This window comes from Streptomyces sp. NPDC058872 (assembly GCF_042743065.1).
In the GTDB taxonomy this organism is placed as follows: Bacteria; Actinomycetota; Actinomycetes; order Streptomycetales; family Streptomycetaceae; genus Streptomyces.
The window spans coordinates 13,735-32,726 of record NZ_JBHYMK010000007.1; the positions used below are offsets into that span (position 1 = coordinate 13,735).

The window sequence follows — 18,992 nt, forward strand, 5'->3', positions numbered from 1 at the left end:
CGAACGCTCCGGGCCTTGCGGGGCAGGGGGAGGCCACGACGGTCACCGGGCAGTCCTCGGCGAGCCCGACGAGGGCATCCCGCTCGGCCCCATCCGCGGCAAGGTCCCCGCGCAGCTTCGTGCCGGTCCGGGTCGCGGCGTAGGCGCAGTGGGGGGAGGCGTCCGAGGGCAACCAGTCGGCCGGGTCCTTGTCCGCCTTGCTGCGGTAGGAGGCCGCGGTGACCGCAATCAGGGTGCCGGGGCTGTCCTGGTCGTTCGCGTACGCCTCCTGCCGCCCCGGACTCCAGGCCGTCCGCTCGGAGTCGTAGACCTCGGCGGGCGGCACCAAGTCGTCGACGTCGAGACGGGCCGCGCCGGTCACCACGATGTTGTCGTACGTGCCGACCTTGGATCCACCCGTGAGCACGCATCCGACCGCGACCCGGGGCGCCTCGACGGCTTCGGCGAAGATGACCTCCTTGCGGACGTTGCACCCGTCGGTCGCGTCCAGGCCCTTGTTCCAGTGCCGGCAGAGGGTTCTGCCGTGGCCCTAGCCTGTTGCGGGCCAATCTTCGGCTGCCTTCGCGGCTGCCTCGAACGCGGCGAACGACTCCCGCTCGGCATCGAACAGGGGGGCGCAGAGGGGACTTCGAGCGAATCGAGCGGTTCCTGACTCGGCATTTCAAGAGAAGCGGACGCGGAACGGGGCTCCCTACGCTGGCGGCGGTCCGGTGTGGGCCACTCCGTGGTGGAGAGGATTACGAGGAGGAGCACGGGTGAACCACGAATCAGGCATGCTCCAGATGCCCGGAATGGGACTGAATGTGTCGGCGGTCGACACCGCGGGTGCCGCTCTCTTCATCGCTTGGGCCCTCGCGATGTGGATCGCCGTCGCCGTACTGGCCTACGCGAACCGGGGGCCAGTGAAGCCGTGGCTGTACAAGACCGCGGTCGGGCTCATCGGCCTCGGGGTGATCGGGCAGTTCGGGCACTTCCAGGAGCACGTGGCACAGGCTGGCTACTGGATAGCCCACCCGAACTCGCCCGCCTGGATGACTCCGTGGGCCAACGGCCTCGCGCGGGGCATGGGTCAGGTGGACATGACCAAGCCCTCGCTCGGCATGGAGATCCTGCACCTGACGGGCAACTTCATCTTCCTCGCCGGACTGGTCGGCATCGTGCAGATCACCCGTAGGGTGAGCGGTCCTCTCGTGTCGCGCAAGTGGGCCAGAATGGGCGTGTGGATGCAGGGTCTCCACGGTCTGGAGCACGTGGTGTTGACGGTGTCCGTCGCGCTGGGCGCGAGCCGTGCGATCGGCCTGTCGACCTGGTTCGGCGCCATCGAGCCAGGTCCGGCCCTGGTCACGTACCGCGTCTGGTGGCACTTCGTCGCCAACCTCGTCGGCACCGCCATCCTGGCCGTTTCCGTCTATCACCTCTGGAAGGAAAGGCGCGCGGTCAAGGAAGCGTACGCGCTGCCCGGGACCGGGGCGGAGACCGGGGCCGGGGCCGATGGTGGCGCCGCGGCTTCGCCGCGCCCGTCCGGGGAGGACGCTCCTCCCCGCGAAAACCAACTCATGGACCGTTCATAGGGCGGAGGGGAGGCCCGTGGCGGCTGTCCATGGGGACGGCACCACCGCGCGTCGCTCCGCCCCTCCCGGTACGGGCACGCCCATGAGCCCGTACCGCTGCCGGAGCGTCGCACGGAGGTGTCCTGTACGGGACGCGAGCCCCGCGGACCGTCGCCGCTGCGCCGCCTCACCCGCCCCGCTCTCCTCTCTGCGGCGACCTCTCCGTGCTCGGCCCAGATGGCCCGCGAACCCCTCCGCCGCGTCGGGTGTCAGAGTGCACAGGACAACCACAGCCGTGATGATGACGTCGCACGACTCGGCCTCGTCGTCGAGATGGTCGGGCCCGCCGTGTGGGGGAACACCAGGTCCTGTCCGAGGTTGAGCAGACCACCGTTCAGCAGGCCGTTCACGCCGGTTCTTCCACCGCCGACGACGCCAGCCCCATCGTGCGCGGATAGTCCGGCGGCCCACACCTCCGCTACGCGCCCGACGCGTGCGCCCCGTGAGTTTCTGGTCAATGACTGGAAGTGACCAGGCAGGCGTCCGCCCCTTGCGGTGGCGGGGGTTGAGGGAAGCATCTGCCCGCACCCTTCGCGGACCTCCCGTGCGGTCAGTGTTCGCTGGTGGCGATGTAGGTGCCGTGCCAGGTGTGGTCCCATACGGCGCCGGTGGAGGCGTTGACGGACAGCATGCCGGTGATCTTCCCGGAGCGCAGGGTGTGCAGGGTGTAGTAGCCGGGGAACACGTCGGCCTCGCCGACGGTCAGGCCGGTCTCACGGTCGTTCAGCCACTGCTGGGCGCGGTTGCGGGCCTGGTCGGGGGAGATCCGGACCTGCTCCTTGCCCTGGTCGCGGTGGTGCATGCCGTAATCGGTGTTCCACATCATCGCCGGGCCGTACTCGATCCCGGTGTCACCGTCGGTCGGGTCGACGAGGATCTCGGTGGCCAATGCCCCGGACGGGGTCATCAGCTCGGCATAGAAGTTCTTCGAGAACTGCATGACCTCCCCGACGCGCAGCCCGAGCCGACCGGCGAAGGCGTCGGCCCGTGCCCGGGCCTGGTCCAGAGTCGTCACCGGGGTGCCGTCACCGCGCTGCCAGTACGGCCCGCCCATCATGCCGGGACCCCACGCACAGTCATCGTGGCCCCTCATGCCCGGCATCATGCCGGGCATCCACGCGTCCCAGTCGTCCCAGTCGTCGCCCGACGTGCCCGACCGCCAGCAGTCACCGCCGGAGGAGCTCGGCGCGGCGGCCGAATGCGGGGAGGCACCGCTGGAGGTGACGGCATCCGCCGCACATCCGCCGGCCAGCGTGCCGGCCAGTGCGAGGGCGGCCAGCGCGGCGGCGGTCCGCCTGCTCCTGCCGGGCATGGTCATCACCTTCCCGAGCCGTTCCCGTCACGACCGCACGGCCCCACGGCCCCACGGCCCCACGGCCGAGGATTCCGGCGAGTCCAGCCTCGCTCGGGTACGGGAAGCGTCCCAGAGGCCGTCCGGCCCTTTCTGAATCCGACCGGCCCCTCTCGTCGAGCACCAGCCTTCAGGGCCTTCTGCGCACCGGCTCCGGGGTCGGTGCGCCGGAAAGCCGTGCCGACGCTTCCGCACGGGCGGTAGGCCCGGAGCAGTGAGCTCAAAGCCGCTGGTGAGGGGGTGCTCGTGGGAACGTCAACGATCACGTGTGCCGGGCGGTACCCCTGGATCAGGGCCTGGAGTGCGAGAGTGGCAGCGGCTCGCTGGGTGACGTCGAAGTCGTGGTGAAGTCTGCTGCGGAGGGTGCCGGCGTCCGTGCGACGGTTTGTGACCATCAAGTCCTCCGATCTGCGTCATTCGTGCTTCCCGCCCGGTCACGCCGGGTGCGGCGGGTCGGACCAGCGGATCGGTCCGCCCCTGGAGCGATACTCCCCGTGCACGCGGGAACACCTGGAGAGGTACCTCGGGCCTCGCCCCACACCCGTCCCCGTGCGGAGGTGCGCAGACCGCACCGAGGTACGGCAGCGGTCCTCCGGCCCGGCCGCACCTGCATCCGCCAAGCGTGACCGGCGCGTGGTCGGTAGCGTTCGGACCATGGGGTGTCCCACCAGCGGAGACGCGCGGGCCCCATCGGCCTGTGGTCGGGACCGCCCGGCCGCATCCCGCCCCGGGCGGGGACGGCGGCGATGCGTTCTGCTCGGAGGAGCGGCATGCGGCGCACCCCGTCTCGCCCCACGCCGACGGCAGCACGGGAGAGGAGACGGACATGAGCTACGGAGAGCACGTCCGGGAGGAGCTTCGGGAGCCCAGCCGTGAACTGCGGCGTGCCCTTCCCCGGGTGTACGAGGGCTACAAGCAACTCCACGAAGCCGCGCTCGCCCCCGGTGCCCTGGACGTCAGGACCAAGGAGCTCATCGCGCTGGCCATCGCCGTCAGCAAGGAGTGCGACGGCTGCATCGCAGCCCATGCCCACGGGGCCGCCCGGCAGGGCGCGAGCCAGGAGGAGGTCGCCGAGGCCATCGGCGTCGCGATCCTCCTGAACGGCGGCCCGGCCACGGTCTACGGCCCGCGCGCCTTCGCCGCGTTCCGCGAGTTCCACGCGAAGGCGAACCGCTGACCCCCTCCGCCGCGCACGTCGGCCCGGCTTCGCGGAATGGTGCCGGACGCCATGCGGAAAAGGGAAAGGGAAGTGGCGCGACCAGGTGATGAGCCAGTGAGACCATGACATGGCGGGGCGGGCAGAAGGGGTCGGTCATGGCGGACCTGGACTACGCGGCACTGTTCGCGGCGACACCGAGCCCGTATCTGGTGCTGGGCTCGGACCTGGTGATCGCGGAGGTGAACCGGGCCTATCTGGAGGCAACCGGTCGGACCCGGGAGGAGCTGCTGGGGCGGTACCTCTTCGACGCCTTCCCGGACAACCCGGCCGATCCCGATGCCGACGGAGTCCGCAACCTGAACGCCTCCCTTCACCGTGTCCTCCTCTCGCGCGAGCCGGACACGATGGCTCTGCAGAAGTACGACATCCCCGTCACCAACCGGCCCGGCACCTTCGAGGAGCGCTGGTGGTCGCCGATCAACACCCCGATCCTCGCGCTGGACGGCAGCGTGGAGTGGATCATCCACCGGGTCGAGGACGTGACCGCCTTCGTCCGGTCGCGGGGCTCCGGCCATCGGACCTCGCCCACCCGGCAGCTGACCGAGCGGGAGGCCCTGGAGGCCGAGCTGTACGCGCGGGCCCGCGAGCTGCAGCGCCTCAACGAGGAGCTGCGCCAGTCCCACGCACGCGAGCGTGAGATCGCCGTCACCCTGCAGGAGGCCATGCTGCAGGTACCCGACCTGGCCCGCCACGACGACGTCGCGGTGCGCTATCTGCCGGCCATCGGGTCCCTGAACGTGGGCGGGGACTGGTACGACATGGTGGATCTGCCGGACGGCCGCTTCGCGGTCGCAGTGGGTGACGTCGTCGGCCACGGCCTGGAGGCCGCCGCCGTCATGGGCATGCTGCGCAGTGCGCTGAGCGCGGCCATCCGTGCCCTGGAGCGGCCCGCCCAGGCACTGGAGGTCCTGGGCCTGTACGCCCGCTCGGTCGAGGGGGCGCTGAACACGACCGCCGCAAAGGCGATGGTGGACCCCCGCAGCCGTCTGATCATCTACAGCAACGCGGGGCACCCTCCCCCGGCCCTGGCGCACGCGGACGGCAGCTGCGAGCTGCTGGACCAGGCCGTCGACCCGCCCCTGGGCGCCCGGCCCCAGCATGTTCCCCGCCCCCAGGCAGTACGGCCCTATCTCCCCGGCGACACCCTCGTGCTCTACACCGACGGGCTGATCGAACGCCGCGGCGAGGACATCGACGTGGGCCTGACCCGCCTGGCCGAGTCCCTGGGACGGTACAGCTCCCACAGCCCGCAGCGCCTGGCCGACGCCCTGTTGGCCGACCTCGGCGTGGCAAGCGGCGCACGGGACGACATCGCCCTGGTCGTCGTCCGGCTGTGAACCGCCGAGGGGCACGAGGGACGGTCACGAGCGAGGCGTCGAGACCATCGGGAAGCGTGCCACGGGCCGCTTCACCGCGCGGCCGGCCCGGTCGCACGTCTCGTCACCGGGTGCCGGTGGAGGCGACCTGCCGAGTGCTCGAGCCGGCCCGCCCGCCCTCCTGCCGGTGGACGGATCAACGGTCCCGGTGGCGTTCGACCGTGAGGTCGAGGAAGTGGGCGGAGCAGGAGATGCACGGGTCGTGGTTGCGGATGGCGCGTTCGCAGAGCAGGCGCAGCTCGTCGTCGTCGAGGCCGTCGAGCCCGGTGTGGGTGTCGAGGCGGTCCTGCACGACGGAACGGAGGTGGTCTTCGATCGCGTCCTGGTTCTGGGCGGTGGGCGGGATGAGGGAGGCGCTGGTGATGGTGCCGTCGGCGGTCAGGCCGTAGCGGTGGTAGAGCAGGCCTCGCGGGGCTTCGGTGACGCCTCGGCCGATCCCGGCGCGGGGTGGCACGGGCACGGCCGGGGCGGGTGGCGGCTCGTAGGCGTCGATCAGGCGCAGCGCCTCGTCCAGTGCGTAGACCACCTCCACGGCGCGCACGAGGATGCTGCGGAAGGGGTTGCGGCAGACGACGCCCGCGCGGGGGTCGCCCAGCCCGGCGGTGTGCGCCGCCTGGAGGGCGAGGGGAGACAACCAGCGCCCGCTGACGGCGTACCGGGCCAAGCAGCCGGTCAGGTGCAGATGACCGTCGAGGGAGGAGTACAGAGCGGTGGAGTGCGGAAGCCGTCGTTCGACGACGTGGTGTTCGAAGTCGCGGAGGAGGAAGGTCCGGGTGGGCAAGGCGCGGGTGCTGTCCGGGGCGAGGCCTGCGGAGCCCGGGGCGGTCATGACCGTGGGTGTCCCGCCGTCGATGGCGTAGCGGCCGGGCTCGGCCAGCGCCAACAGCTGCGCGTCGCAGCCGGCGTCGGGGAAGTCGAAACCGGCCACCCACTCCACGGTGCGCAGGGCGTCCTCCCGTGCCCGGCGCAGGCGCTCGGCCAGCGGCGCGAGGTCGGCCCGGGCAGGGGTGCGGTGGAAGCCACCGAGGCGGACGTTGATCGGGTGGATGGCGCGCCCACCGAGCAGTTCGACGATGGAGTTGCCCGCCTGCTTGATCCGGAGGCCGCGCTCGACGTCGGCGCGGTGGCGGCGGGCCATGGTGATGGCATCGGGGTAGCCGAGGAAGTCGGGGGCGTGGAGGAGGTAGATGTGCAGCGTCTGGCTCTCGATCCACTCCCCGCAGTACAGCAGCCGACGCAACCCGGCGAGCGGTCCGGTGACCGTCACCCCGCAGGCGTCCTCCACGGCTTTGCATGCGCTCATCTGGTAGGCCACCGGGCAGATGCCGCACACACGGGCGGTGATGTCCGGCGGTTCGGTATGGGCACGACCGCGCAGGAACGCCTCGAAGAAACGCGGGGGTTCATAGATCTGCAGCCGCGCGGCGGTGATGCGTCCTTGGTCCACGCGGAGGTGGAGCGCGCCCTCGCCCTCGACGCGGGAGAGCCCGCCGACATGGACGACTCTGGAGCCTCGGTGCGTCACCGCTCCTCCTGGGGCCGCTCGGCGGCGTCCCGGCCGGTGTGTTCCAACGCGGTGGAAGCTTCGGCGAACTCGGGCGCTGCGGCGTTGAAGGTCCGCAGCACCCGCACCACATCGGTGTCCGTCATGCCGTCCCGGCGCAGCAGCGGGATGAAGGCGGGGAGGTTGGTGGAACCGGAGGGGCCGAAGCAGCCGTAGCAGCCGCGCCCGTAGGACGGGCACAGGGCGCCGCACCCGTCGTGGGTGACCGGCCCCAGACACGGTACGCCTTTCGCGACGGTCAGACAGACCGTGCCGCGACGCTTGCAGGAGAAGCACACGGAGTGGTCGGGGATGTCGGGACGGCGGCCGGTCAGGAAGGCGGTGATGACCTCCAGCAGCTGGCCGCGGTCGATGGGGCAGCCGCGCAGTTCGAAGTCGACCGGCACGTTGAGGGAGATGGCGGTGGACTCGTCGAGGGTGTCGATGTAGTCGGGGCTGGCGTAGACGGTCGCACGGAACTCGGCGACGTCGGCGAAGTTCCGCAGCGCCTGGATCCCCCCGGCGGTCGCACAGGCGCCGATGGTGACCAGGTGGCGGGAGACGGCCCTGATGTGCTGGATGCGTGCGGCGTCCGCCGGGGTGGTGACGGAGCCTTCGACCAGGGAGAGGTCGTACGGTCCCGGGCCGGCGCTGCTGGTGGCTTCCGGGAAGTAGGAGATCTCCAGCTGCTCGGAGAGCGGCAGCAGCTCGTCCTCACAGTCCAGGAGGGTCAGCTGGCAGCCGTCGCAGGAGGCGAACTTCCATACGGCCAGGGTCGGTCCGCGGTCGGCCCGGCGCTGGGTTCGGGGGTGGGGGTCGCGGTTGTCGGTGGTCACGGCTCTCACAGCTCCCGGACGGCGAGAAGGGGTTCGGCCTGGTCCCAGGTGGTGGTGGGGCCGTCCCGGCACAGCAGCAGCGGGCCGAGCTGGCACTGGCCGCAGTGTCCGGTGCCGCAGCGCATGGTGCGTTCCAGGGAGAGGAAGGTGTGCGCGGCGGGAACGCCGCGATGGGCGAGGTCCCGGGCGGTGACGCGCATCATCACCTCAGGGCCGCACAGATAGGCGGTGGTGCGCTCGGGGTGGAACGGCACGCGGTCCAGGAGCGTGGTGACGACCCCCACCTCCCCGGTCCAGTGCTCGTCCGGGCGGTCCACGGTGACGGCCACCCGGGCGTGCTCGCTCCAGAGCTGGTACTGGTGGCGGTAGATCAGGTCGGCGGGGGTGCGGGCGCCGATGAGGAGCGTGATGCCGGTGTGGCGGCGCCGGTCGGCGAGTGCCGCCTGCAGCAGTGGGCGCAGCGGGGCCAGTCCGAGGCCGCCCGCGATCAGCAGCAGGTCCCGTCCGTGGGCCGCTGCCAGGTCCCAGGGGATTCCGAACGGGCCGCGCACTCCGACCTGTTGTCCGGGCCGCAGGTCGTGCAGTGCCCGGGTGACCGGCCCGACGGCCCGGACGGTGTGCGTCAGGCCGGCCCCGGAGTGAGGCATGCCGGCCAGGGAGAGGGGGACCTCGCCGCGGGGGAAGGCGTAGACCATTGCGAACTGGCCGGGGAGGAAAGGCGGCAGCGCCGCCTCGATCGGCCTCAGGACGAGGGTCGCGGTGTCCGCCGTCTCCTGTTCGCGGTGCAGCACCTCGTGGATCCGCGGAAGGGTCACCGCCCACCTCCGTGGGGCGGTCCGTAGAGGTCGAGGAGCCGGACCCGGGTCGCCTTCAGACGCTGTCCCGTCACCGCGGCGACGGCGCGCGCCATGGCGTATCCGAAGCCGGTGTCCTGCTCGCAGGCGGCGCGCACGGCGGCCGCGTCGAACTCCTCTGCGGTCACGGAGGTGAGGGTGCGGGCGCCCAGGTGCCAGCGGTAGGGCTCGAAGAGCCAGGACCACCCCAGCAGGTCGCCCGGACCGAGCGTCTCGATGACGGGCACGGGAAGGCCGGGGGCCTGGATGTCGAGCGCCACCGAGCCTTGGGACAGGATCCAGAAGCGGTCCGCGTCTTCGCCCTCGTCGAAGACCCTGTGCCCGGGCGGGAACGACACGGGTCGGGCCAGGGCGTGGAGCCGCTCGCGTTGACCGGGGGTCAGGCCCGCCGTGAAGCCGGTCATGGTCGTCACGGATGCCCTTCCCCCTCTGACGTCTCCTCCCCGTCGGCCTCGACCTGCGGGCCCGCGGCGCGCTCGGCGTGCAGGGCGTGGGCCTCCTCGGTGATGTCGATGCCGACCGGGCACCACACGATGCACCGGCCGCAGCCCACACAGCCGGACGTGTCGAACTGGTCGTGCCAGGTGCCGATCTTGTGGGTGAGCCACTGCCGATAGCGGCTCCGCCCGCTCTGCCGGACGGACCCGCCGTGCAGATGGGTGAAGTCCAGGTCGTAGCACACGTCCCAGCGCCGCCAGCGCTCGGCGTGGTCGCCGGTGAGGTCGGTGACGTCCTCGGTGGTGGTGCAGTAGCACGTCGGGCAGACCATGGTGCAATTGCCGCAGGTCAGGCATCGGGCCGCGACGTCGTTCCAGCGCTCGGCCTCGCGCGTGTCGCGCATCAGGTCGTGCAGGTCCACTTCGGGCATGGTCCGCCCCATGCGCCCGGCGGCCCGGCTGACCGCGTCCCGGGCCGCGTCGGCCGTGGACGTGTCGGCGGGCAGGCGGGGCAGCTCCGCGAGCACCTCGGCGCCCGCCTCGCTGCCGGCGCGCGCCCAGAAGCGGTGCCCGCGCTCGTCGTGCACCTCCGTCAGCGCCAGGTCGTACGAGCCGTGCGCGGCCGGGCCGGTGCCCATGGAGACGCAGAAGCAGGTGGCGCCCGGCTCGACGCACTCGACCACGACCAGGAACGCTCCGGTGCGGCGGCGCCGGTAGACGTCATCGGTGTGCGGACCGCCCATCAGCACGCGGTCCTGAGTGGCGATGGCGGCCAGGTCGCAGGGGCGCACGCCCAGGAATGCGTAGGCCGGCGGCCGGTCCGCCTCCTCGGTCACCGTCACCGTGCCGTCCGGGCCGCGCTCGGCGCTCCACTGCCGCACTCGCTCCGGATGGAGGTAGTGCTTCCACGACTGCGGGCCAGCGCTGTGGGAGAAGGCCATCCGGTCGGCGCGGCGCCGCAGCCGGTAGCTGCCGGCCTCCAGCTCCACACCCCACCCGTAGGGCAGTTCGCGGGCGGAGGTGAGCTCGGACAGCACGATGGCGTCGTCGCGTACCGTGGGGCCCACGACGGTGCGCCCGCGCCGGATGAGCGCGGCCACCAGCCCTTCCAGACCTTCGGTGTCGATGACTGCGGCGTCAACCGTCATGGCAGGAGCTCCTCCGACTCGTCCTCCACGCCGCCCCTCGCGTCCAGCACCGCGAGGGTGCGTTGCGCCTCGACCTCGTGGACCTGCCGGATGTCCATCACGCGTCCCGGGATGCCGGGACACACGCCGCGGCCTCCTTTCCCCCTCGTCCCTGCGCGAGCCGGGCGGGCCATCGTGAGCGTGTCGACGATGGCCAGGGGCGGGACACAGTCCCGGCAGCGGGTCAGGAACGTCTCCGGTGCGTCCCGGGGCCCGGCCACCGCGATCACATGACCGTCGGCGTTGCAGACCCGGCCGTCCCGACCGAGCGCGTGGGCCGTGCAGTGGACGGAGGACCGGAAGCCCCCGCCCCGGACGGTGCGGGAGACCTCGACGCGCCACGCCCGCCTCGCCCCGCTCATGTCGACAGTCCCTTCAGGGCTCCGCGGTGGCGAAGGATCTCTCGCCGTACACGGTTGGCCACCGACGCGACAGCGGCCTGGACCGGCGCGGAGAGGCCACGGCCGACCGAGGCGTCCTCGCCTTCGACCGCGAAGACGACCAGCCGCTGGGGCAGCCACCCCAGGACGCGGGCCAGTTCCACGGCCTCGCCCAGGCCCATGCCGTGGGAACTGGCCGCTGCCGACGCGGCCAGTTCCCCTTGCTTCACCTCCAGCCGGTGCACCCGGCCGGGGCACCCGGGATGGGCGTGCGCGGCGTCGACGACGATGCCGAGCGCCGCCCCCTGCCACATCCCGATCAGCCGCCCCGGGTCACCGTCGGAGAAGGCGAGTTCCACTCCGGTCAGATCGGGTGCCCTGGGGTCCGGCTCGGCGAGGCGGTCCACCACGACCCACCCCACACCGTCGTCGCGGCGGAACTCGTTGCCCACGCCGATGACCACCGTCCGCCCTGCGCCGTCCATCCCGCCAGTCTTCCCGGGCACACCGCCCACGGCGGAGACGACGCGCCCCGCCACCACCCGTTCGGCCCCGGCTCCCGCCCCGCCTGCGCACAGCGGCGTGGCCGACCCCCGTCAGGACGGTGGCCGTCCCCTGCCGTGGCCGTCTCCTGCCGTGGCGGCGACCGGGCCTTCCTGTGTCCTTCCCCACGGCCTTCCGTGCGTGTCAGTGCTCGCTGGTGGCGATGTGGGGGCCGTGCCGGGTGTGGTCCCATGCGGCGCCGGTGGAGGCGTTGACCGACAGCGTGCCGGTGGCCTTTCCGGAGCGCAGGGCGTGCAAGGTGTGGTGGCCCGGGAACGCGTCGGTCTCGTGGCGGTCAGGCCACAGCCCGGTGGGGCTTGAGCCTGCTGGTCCCGCACCCGACGGCATGGCAGGACGTGCGGCCCAGGGTTGCCGACCACCGAGGACACCGCACGGTATTCACCGCTCCGGACCGGTTCAGGCGCCCCCGCGGTGGGTCCACAGCGGTTCGACGACGGCCCACTCGCCCTCCCATTCCTCCAGGGTGGCGGCCTCGGTGCGCCGCAGGCGCAGGCCGACCACGCCGGCGGCGGTCAGGGCGAGCGCCCCGGCGATGAACGTGCCTCCGACGGCGGCGGCGAGCTGTCCCTCGGCCGTGCTGCGCGGGGCACGGGTGACCGCCCCTGCGTCGTCGACCCAGATCGTCACCGTGGTGCCTTCGGCGGTACGCGGCTGGACGGCGACCTTGCCCGTGCGCGGTGTGCCGTCGGGGGCGTGCCACGCGGCGTCGACGAGCACAGGGGGTGTGCCGTCGCGAGCCGACGTCGCTGCGCTGGTGGCGCGGGCCAGGGTGGTCGCGGTGGTCTCGTGGCGGTGGGCGGCCTCGTCGTGGGCGGTTCGTGCCGCGTCGCTCCACATGCGGGCGCCCGCGATCACGCCGCAGATCAAGGCGATGAGCACTGCGAGGGCGAGGCCGACGTGCCAGCGGGTACGGGTCCGGTCGCAGGGGCGGCGCAGGGCATTGACGTCCGGATCGGCAGGGTCGCCGTTCCGACCGTCGTGCCGGGGCCGCTGTGGCTGCCCGGGAGGCGGTGTCGGTCGGTCGCGCATGGCGGGCCTCCAGGTGGGACGGCCCGCGCCGGGTCCGCACGGGCTCAGCGCGGTGTGAGGGTGTCGACCCCGCGGGGTGACTTCGGGATCCGGCAGGGGTTCACGCTGCGGATTCCGCCTCGCCCGATCCCCCTGCACGGGTCACGGGAACGGTGTGGGAGCGGCTCTCCCGGGGCTGGCGGATGGAGACGCTGACGGTGAGGATGCCGTCGGTGTACTCGGCCTTGACGTCTTCGGGGTCGATCGTCTCCGGCAGGCGCACCACGCGCTCGAAGGAGCCGTAGCGGAACTCGGAGTGGTCCTTCGTCTCGCTGCTCTCCTCGTGCTCGGCGCTGACCGTGAGCACGTCGCCGTCCACCGTGATGGTGATGTCCTTGTCGGGGTCCACGCCGGGCAGCTCCGCCTTCAGCACGTACCGTCCCTCCCCGCTCGTCACCTCGATCGGGATGGCGTGCCGGCCGAAGGCCGTGCGCCACATCGGGAAGCGGGGAAGGTCGCCGAACCAGTCCCTGACGTCGGGGAACTCGGGGAAGCGGCTGCGGCGGCGTTCCATGTCCGTTGACATGATCGTTCGCTCCTTGCATCGTGGCTCGGCCTGTCACCGTCACCCTGACACCCGCAGGCGTGCCGTCCGAGTGCCGGACGGGCCCGTAACAGGGCCGAAGGGGCACTGCTTCCAGGGACCCACCGGCCCTCCGGCGCACAGTTGCGATGCCCCGGGGCTCCCCAGCCGGGTCACGTCGCGGCCCGCATGCGCGGCCGGACGATCTGGGGTACTCCTCGAAAGAGAGGAAGGGGCGTCCTTCGGTGCTCAGAAGCCGACGCCCGTGTGCCTTCGCCTGCGGCGTCGTACGAGAGGGAGACACGTGCCATGGAGCCAGTCGTCACGGTCGGCCTCGACGGCTCGGCCGAGAGCATGGCCGCCGCCTACTGGGCCGCGGACGAGGCCGAGCGGCGCAAGCTGACGCTGCGCCTGGTGCACGCCTGGCCCGTGCTCGCGCCAGAGCCGGTCCGCGCCGCGTCGGAGATCGATCAGAACTACTGGGCGAAGCGCCTCGTGCACAAGGCACGGGCAGAACTCCAGGCCCGCCACCCGGGCCTCGTGATCGTCGGCGACCTGGTCGCCGACGACGCACAGGGCGCGCTGGTGCAGGCGGCATCGCAGGCCGAGCTGACCGTGCTGGGTTCGCGCGGCCTGACGTCCGCCGAGAGCTACTTCCTCGGCTCCGTCAGCATGGCCGTCGTGGCCCGGGCCACGCGGCCCGTGGTCCTGGTCCGTCCCGAACCCCGCGGAAGGGGCACGTCGCCCGCCCCCGGCGGCGTCGTGGTCGCGCTGAAGCTGCACGGCCCCTGCGACGACCTGCTCGCCTTCGCCTTCGAGGCCGCCGCGGCCCGCGGCGTGCCCCTTCAGGTCGTCCACGGCCGAAGCCTGCCGCTCCATGCGCACACTCCATGGGGCGCGGATCACGAGGTCACCAAGGAGATCACGGAGGAGACGCGAAAGCAGCTGGACCAGGTCCTGCATCCCTGGCACGAGAAGTTCCCCGGCGTGGAGCCGGTCAGCGCCGTCCGACTCGAGAGCCCGGCCGAGGCCGTCGTGCGCGCCGCAGAGGGTGTCGAACTCCTGGTCGTCGGACGGCGCAAGCACCGCCCTCCGCTCGCACCCCGCCTCGGTCCCGTGGCCCATGCCGCCCTGCACCACGCGCGCTGCCCTGTCGCCGTCGTCCCCCATGACTGAGCCGACCCCGTTGAACGAGCTGATCACGACGGCGCGCCAGGAGCACGCTGCCGGCCTCCGGCCCGACGCGGCCCTTGACACCGGCGCGCTCCCGCGGGCGGAGGTGCGCGAGACCCACACCGCGGTCGTGTTCTTCGTCGGCGATCGCGCCTACAAGCTGAAGAAGTCGATCGACCTGACGTTCCTGGACTACAGCACCGTGGAGGCACGGCGTGCCGCGTGCGAGCGGGAAGTCGCCCTCAACCGCCGCTTCGCCCCGGACGTCTACCTGGGCGTGGGCGAGCTCCGCGTCCCGGACGCAGGGGCGCCCGAGCCGCTGGTGGCGATGCGCCGCATGCCCGCCGAGCGACGCCTGTCCCGGCTCGTACGAGAAGGTGCGGTGGTCGACGGCGCTCTGCGGGCCGTCGCCCGGCTGCTCGCCACTCGCCACGCGAACGCGCCCCGCACGCCGGACGTGGACGCGCAGGGCACCCGGGACGCCCTGTCCGCGCGCTGGGAGGCGAGCTTCGCGCAGGTGCGCGAGATGGTCGGGGAAGGGCGCGTGCTGGAAGACGTGGCGGAGGTCGAGCGGCTGGTCCGCCGCTATCTCGCCGGTCGTGAGCCGTTGTTCGACGTGCGCATCGAGCAGGGCCGCATCGTCGACGGGCACGGCGACCTGCTCGCTGAGGACGTCTTCTGCCTCGATGACGGGCCCCGGGTGCTGGACTGCCTGGAGTTCGACGACCACCTGCGCTACGTCGACGGCCTGGACGACGCCGCCTTCCTCGCCATGGACCTGGAACAGCTCGACGCCCCGGATCTGGCGGCGTTCTTCCTCGCCCGTTACGGCGAGTACTCCGGCGATCCCGCGCCGCCGTCCCTGCGGCACCATTACGTCGCCTACCGCGCCTTCGTCCGCGCCAAGGTCTCCCTCATCCAAGCCCGCCAGGGCACGCCCGACGCCGACCTCACCGCACGACGACTGATCACCACGGCCTTGCGGCATCTGCGCACCTCCGCCGTCGGCCTCACCCTCGTGGGCGGACTTCCCGGCAGCGGAAAATCCACCCTCTCCGGCGCACTCGCCGACCGTTTGGGCGTCACGCTCCTCAGCAGCGACCGCCTCCGCAAGGAACTCGCCGGCATCCCGGCGGACCGGTCCGCTGCGGCCCCCTACGGCGAGGGCCTGTACACGCCCGAGTGGACCGCCACGACCTACGCCGCCCTGCTCAAGCGCGCATCCGCCCTGCTGTCCCGCGGCGAGTCCGTCGTCCTGGACGCCAGCTGGTCGAACACCGCACAGCGCGAAGCCGCCCGGCGCGTCGCCGAACGCACCAGCGCCGACCTCGTGGCCCTGCACTGCCGGGTGCCGGACGAGACGACCGCGGCCCGCCTGCAAGGCCGTCCCTCCGGGCCGTCCGATGCCGACCTCGACGTGGCCACCGTCATGGCGGCGAAGGAGCCGCCGTGGGCGGAAGCCGTCGCGATCGACACCAGCGGTCCCCTGGAGGCCTCGGTCTCCCGGGCCCTGGCAGCCGTACGCCCGCACGACACCGGCCGCCTGGTCTTCCGCCGCCCCTACATGGACCCGGACTAGCAGCAGAAGGCGCCGCCGCGGGCGACCCCGACCAGGCCCACACACGACCCACCCCACCGAACGGGCGAACCGCTCCCTCGGTGCCCCACCCCCAACCCCACCCCCTCACGAAAGGAGACGTGATGTCCGGGAACATCGCCCCGAACGAGCACGAGAGGCTGCGCGTCCTGGAGACCCAGGTGCAGGTCCTGGCACAGGCGGTCAAAGCGCTGGCCGAAGGACTGGAGGAGATCCCCTCGGAGGACGTCGAACGGGAGAAGCAGGCGGCACGCGGCGCCCGGTTGGCGCACGAGCTGCTACTGGCCCAGGGACTGTGAGGGCTCGTCGATGAGGGTGACCGAGGCGATGAGCCATCCGGCCGTGTCCGTGCCCGTGGGCACACCGCTGCGGCAAGTCGCCCGCGAGATGGCCGAGTACGGGGTCGGTTCCGTGATCGTCACCGAGGGCGACGCACTCCGCGGCATCGTCACCGACCGCGACCTCGCGCTGGCCGTTCTCGCCAGGGGCCTCGACACGAACGAGGTGATCGACTCGGTGATGACCTCACCCGTGATCACGGTGAACACCGCCGACGACGTCCACACGGCCTACCGGACCTTCCGCACGGGCGGTGTCCGACGCCTGCCCGTCCTTGAGGATCACCGAGTCGTTGGCGTCCTCACCGTGGACGACATGCTCATCGACGTCTTCCAGCGATTGGCCGACCTCCTGGGGCCGGTCGCCTGGAGCGTGCTCGAGGAACCACCCGGGCCGCCCGGTGCGAACGCCCGTTCGCGCGGGGCCTGACCGTACCCGGCTGCTTCCTCCCCTGACGCCCCGGGCGGTACGAAGCGGGCGACCAGCCGGGCGGGCCCCGGGTCCTCCGTGACCGCGGCCACGACGTCGACGTCCCTGTAGCAGGCGTAGCAGTCGGGGCCTTCTCGGCAAGCGCACGCCAGGACTGGGGGCATCCCCCTGGCAGCCGTGGACGGCAGCGCCGACCTGCTCCGGCGCTGCTCCTCCGGGCTCGAGACCGGTCGATCCGCCCCGGGCCGACATGCAGGTGGCCCGGCGCTGTCCGAGCATGGAGAACAGGTTCGTACCCCCGTCCACGAAGGTGAGTGCGATGACGCAAGGTCGCGTCCAGGAGGCGGTACACCGAACGCGGACGGGCACGACCGCCTGGGTACCGCGATGAACACGCTCGGGCCACCGGACCCCGCCGTGGGCAGGAGCGGCGAAAGTCCAAGGGGCTCGGAGGGTTCGGCAGGTTCGGAGGATGAGGCTGCTGGGCCGTCCGTCCTCACCCTGACGCTGAACCCCACCGTCGATCTCGCCTGGGAGGTCGAGCGGCTGACAGCCGTCGGCAAGAGCCGTGCCCGGGTGAGGTCGGTGGCCGCCGGGGGCGGGGGGATCAACGTCGCCCGTGGTGTCGTACGGCTCAGAGGACGGGCCACCGCCGTCCACACCGCCGGAGGCGAGGCCGGTCTGCGCCTGAACCGGCTGCTGAACGCAGAAGGCATCGACCACGTCGCCGTCGACATCGAGGACGAGACCCGCGAAGCACTCGTGCTGTTCGAGACCGAAAGGCGTCACAGCTACCACATCGTGCCGCCCGGCCCACGAGTGAACGCACACGAAGGGATGCGATGCCTGGACGTGCTGGAGCGAGCTGCCGGCGACCACCCGTACGTCGTGGCCAGCGGCAGCCTGCCCCACGGTCTGTCCCCCGACTTCTACGCGCTCGCCGCCCGCCGTATCAGGAAAGCCGGATCACGGCTGATCCTGGACACCTCCGGGCCGGCGCTCAGTGGAGCGCTCACGGAAGGCGTCTTCCTCCTCCGCTGCAACCGGACAGAGGCCACGAGTTTGACCGGCCGGGACATCCGCAGCCTCGACGACGCCCGGGCCGTCAACGAGCACCTGCTCACCACAGGAGCTGCCGAAGTCGCCGTCACCACGGTGGGAGCGCTGGGTGCGGTGTGCTCGACCGGTCACGGCCACACCGAACTGCACGCGCCACCGCTGCCCGGCGAGCCGTTGAGCGATGCCGGCGCGGGAGACGGCATGGTGGCCGCCATTGCCGCGCGGCTGACCGCAGGCGACGATCCCGTCAGCGCCACCACCCTGGGCGTGGCCGTGGCCGCCGCGGCAATGCTCACCCCCAGCACCGAGCCCTTCGACCCAGAAGTGGCCCGATCGCTCCGCCCCGAGGTGAGGGCCAGGTTTCACGCCCGCCCATGACCTTGCCGTGGCCGCCGCCCGCGTTTCCGTTGGGCCCCTCCGGAGCGTCCGGCTACGACCCGTCGGCCGGGGTCCGGGGAGGACACGGAATCACGCAGGGCTGTTCGCAGCGTCCCAAGCGCCGACAGCCCTTGCCCCCAGAACGCCAACGTCCCCGACAGAATCGCTCCGTGTTGCCACTTGGCCACGACCAAAGGGAGTGAGGGCCCCTACCACGGCCGAGGCACGCTCATGATCGAACACGGCCTCTCCCGGCAGTCCCACGGGGCTGTCACTCCCCGTGCCACCGGCAGCCGCCCCAGAGGTACTGGGCTTGGCCCGCAACCTTCTTCTTCGCCCCAAGCGAGGTTCAGCTCGTCCAGGTCTTGATCTGAGCTGCGACGTCACGCACCGGGAGACCTTCGCGGGCGGCGCGGGCCAGCGGAAGGACACTGTCCAGGCCAGGACTCACCGGCAGGCCGCACGCCGACAGGTACGCCGCGGTCACCGTGGCGGCGAACAGCAGGTTCCTCATCTCCAAGCTGGGGTTCCTCGCCAGCTCGCACAGCAGCGCCGCAGCCTTGTGATGGGGCTCGGGGTAGACCTGGTGGTCGAGGATCTCCGCCCGGTGACGCGCCTCCGCCGCGACAGGGACGCCGTAGTCGACAACCTCCGGGTCGCCCGGAATCTGCTGCGCCACCGCCAGGATCCAGGCCAGGTCGATGCGAAGATTCACGCGGCGTCCTGCGGCGCGCTCGGCTTCAGGCCTTCAGGGAGGCCGGGATACCGGTCTTCACCGACCTCAGCCTCGAACACGTCCGCGTACCCGGCCAGGAACGCCGCGGCGCCGGCCATGAAGGCGGCACGCGACTGGTTCACATCGGCCTCGATCAAGTCAGCCACGTATCCCTGAAGGCTCAGGCCGCGGCGTGCGGCCCGGTCCTCGGCAGCCGCCCTCACATCGTCGTTCAGCCGGATGTTCGTCTGCTTCGCCATGGCACACCACCATAGCTAGCACCTGATACCGCTGACTAGCGGACTCGTCCGGATTCGGGCACAGCGGAATCCGCGCCCGGGACCACCCCAGGTG

General features: G+C 71.9%; 20 protein-coding genes. 8 read left to right on the forward strand and 12 right to left on the reverse strand.

Annotation, left to right across the window (positions count from 1 at the left end; genetic code table 11):
- The first annotated feature begins 755 nt into the window (after positions 1-755).
- Positions 756-1,571, forward strand: a complete 816-nt coding sequence (locus ACFW22_RS06070) for a DUF6008 family protein (protein WP_386399576.1) — start codon at positions 756-758, stop codon at positions 1,569-1,571.
- A 589-nt stretch (positions 1,572-2,160) separates the two neighbouring features.
- Here ACFW22_RS06070 and ACFW22_RS06075 read toward each other — a convergent pair.
- Positions 2,161-2,922, reverse strand: coding sequence for a hypothetical protein (locus ACFW22_RS06075; protein WP_386399578.1), 762 nt, complete (start codon positions 2,920-2,922; stop codon positions 2,161-2,163).
- Positions 2,923-3,787: 865 nt separating this feature from the next.
- Here ACFW22_RS06075 and ACFW22_RS06080 point away from each other — a divergent pair.
- Complete coding sequence (locus ACFW22_RS06080) at positions 3,788-4,138, forward strand: carboxymuconolactone decarboxylase family protein (protein ID WP_386399581.1); 351 nt, start codon at positions 3,788-3,790, stop codon at positions 4,136-4,138.
- Between the two features lie 137 nt (positions 4,139-4,275).
- Positions 4,276-5,517, forward strand: coding sequence for a PP2C family protein-serine/threonine phosphatase (locus tag ACFW22_RS06085; protein ID WP_386399584.1), 1,242 nt, complete (start codon positions 4,276-4,278; stop codon positions 5,515-5,517).
- Positions 5,518-5,692: 175 nt separating this feature from the next.
- Here ACFW22_RS06085 and ACFW22_RS06090 read toward each other — a convergent pair whose 3' ends face one another.
- The 9 genes from ACFW22_RS06090 to ACFW22_RS06130 all read right to left on the reverse strand — a co-directional run bounded on the left by ACFW22_RS06090 (position 5,693) and on the right by ACFW22_RS06130 (position 12,951).
- Complete coding sequence (locus ACFW22_RS06090; protein WP_386399588.1) at positions 5,693-7,081, reverse strand: Ni/Fe hydrogenase subunit alpha; 1,389 nt, start codon at positions 7,079-7,081, stop codon at positions 5,693-5,695.
- Positions 7,078-7,935 carry an oxidoreductase gene (locus ACFW22_RS06095; RefSeq protein ID WP_386399591.1) on the reverse strand — a complete coding sequence of 286 codons (858 nt, stop codon included), beginning with the start codon at positions 7,933-7,935 and terminating at the stop codon, positions 7,078-7,080. The genes ACFW22_RS06090 and ACFW22_RS06095 overlap by 4 nt, the downstream gene beginning before the upstream one ends.
- Before the next feature lie 5 nt (positions 7,936-7,940).
- A complete protein-coding gene (locus ACFW22_RS06100) occupies positions 7,941-8,750 on the reverse strand; it encodes an FAD/NAD(P)-binding protein (protein WP_386399594.1) in 810 nt (269 codons plus the stop codon).
- A complete protein-coding gene (locus ACFW22_RS06105) occupies positions 8,747-9,193 on the reverse strand; it encodes a cyclic nucleotide-binding domain-containing protein (RefSeq protein ID WP_386399965.1) in 447 nt (148 codons plus the stop codon). Before ACFW22_RS06105 ends, ACFW22_RS06100 begins: the two co-directional genes overlap by 4 nt.
- Positions 9,194-9,198: 5 nt before the next feature.
- Positions 9,199-10,374 (reverse strand): 4Fe-4S dicluster domain-containing protein, encoded by a 1,176-nt coding sequence (locus ACFW22_RS06110; RefSeq protein WP_386399597.1) that lies wholly within the window; start codon positions 10,372-10,374, stop codon positions 9,199-9,201.
- A complete protein-coding gene (locus tag ACFW22_RS06115) occupies positions 10,371-10,775 on the reverse strand; it encodes an acylphosphatase (RefSeq protein ID WP_386399600.1) in 405 nt (134 codons plus the stop codon). The genes ACFW22_RS06110 and ACFW22_RS06115 overlap by 4 nt, the downstream gene beginning before the upstream one ends.
- Positions 10,772-11,278 (reverse strand): hydrogenase maturation protease, encoded by a 507-nt coding sequence (locus ACFW22_RS06120; RefSeq protein ID WP_386399603.1) that lies wholly within the window; start codon positions 11,276-11,278, stop codon positions 10,772-10,774. The genes ACFW22_RS06115 and ACFW22_RS06120 overlap by 4 nt, the downstream gene beginning before the upstream one ends.
- A 475-nt stretch (positions 11,279-11,753) precedes the next feature.
- Complete coding sequence (locus tag ACFW22_RS06125) at positions 11,754-12,386, reverse strand: hypothetical protein (protein ID WP_386399607.1); 633 nt, start codon at positions 12,384-12,386, stop codon at positions 11,754-11,756.
- Positions 12,387-12,486: 100 nt separating this feature from the next.
- Positions 12,487-12,951, reverse strand: a complete 465-nt coding sequence (locus ACFW22_RS06130; protein WP_386399610.1) for an Hsp20/alpha crystallin family protein — start codon at positions 12,949-12,951, stop codon at positions 12,487-12,489.
- Between the two features lie 306 nt (positions 12,952-13,257).
- On the opposite strand from ACFW22_RS06130, the gene ACFW22_RS06135 reads away from it, so the two are divergent.
- The 5 genes from ACFW22_RS06135 to ACFW22_RS06155 all read left to right on the forward strand — a co-directional run bounded on the left by ACFW22_RS06135 (position 13,258) and on the right by ACFW22_RS06155 (position 17,923).
- Complete coding sequence (locus tag ACFW22_RS06135; protein ID WP_386399613.1) at positions 13,258-14,124, forward strand: universal stress protein; 867 nt, start codon at positions 13,258-13,260, stop codon at positions 14,122-14,124.
- A gap of 103 nt (positions 14,125-14,227) precedes the next feature.
- Positions 14,228-15,700, forward strand: coding sequence for an AAA family ATPase (locus ACFW22_RS06140; RefSeq protein ID WP_386399968.1), 1,473 nt, complete (start codon positions 14,228-14,230; stop codon positions 15,698-15,700).
- A 122-nt stretch (positions 15,701-15,822) separates the two neighbouring features.
- Positions 15,823-16,017 (forward strand): hypothetical protein, encoded by a 195-nt coding sequence (locus ACFW22_RS06145; RefSeq protein WP_386399616.1) that lies wholly within the window; start codon positions 15,823-15,825, stop codon positions 16,015-16,017.
- 10 nt (positions 16,018-16,027) lie between these two features.
- Positions 16,028-16,486 (forward strand): cyclic nucleotide-binding/CBS domain-containing protein, encoded by a 459-nt coding sequence (locus ACFW22_RS06150; RefSeq protein ID WP_386399618.1) that lies wholly within the window; start codon positions 16,028-16,030, stop codon positions 16,484-16,486.
- Positions 16,487-16,873: 387 nt separating this feature from the next.
- Positions 16,874-17,923 carry a 1-phosphofructokinase family hexose kinase gene (locus ACFW22_RS06155; protein ID WP_386399621.1) on the forward strand — a complete coding sequence of 350 codons (1,050 nt, stop codon included), beginning with the start codon at positions 16,874-16,876 and terminating at the stop codon, positions 17,921-17,923.
- Between the two features lie 349 nt (positions 17,924-18,272).
- On the opposite strand, the gene ACFW22_RS06160 is transcribed toward ACFW22_RS06155, so the two are convergent.
- On the reverse strand, positions 18,273-18,638 hold the full coding sequence (locus ACFW22_RS06160) for a hypothetical protein (RefSeq protein WP_386399625.1): 366 nt from the start codon (positions 18,636-18,638) through the stop codon (positions 18,273-18,275).
- Complete coding sequence (locus ACFW22_RS06165) at positions 18,635-18,898, reverse strand: hypothetical protein (RefSeq protein ID WP_386399628.1); 264 nt, start codon at positions 18,896-18,898, stop codon at positions 18,635-18,637. Before ACFW22_RS06165 ends, ACFW22_RS06160 begins: the two co-directional genes overlap by 4 nt.
- Positions 18,899-18,992 lie beyond the last annotated feature (94 nt).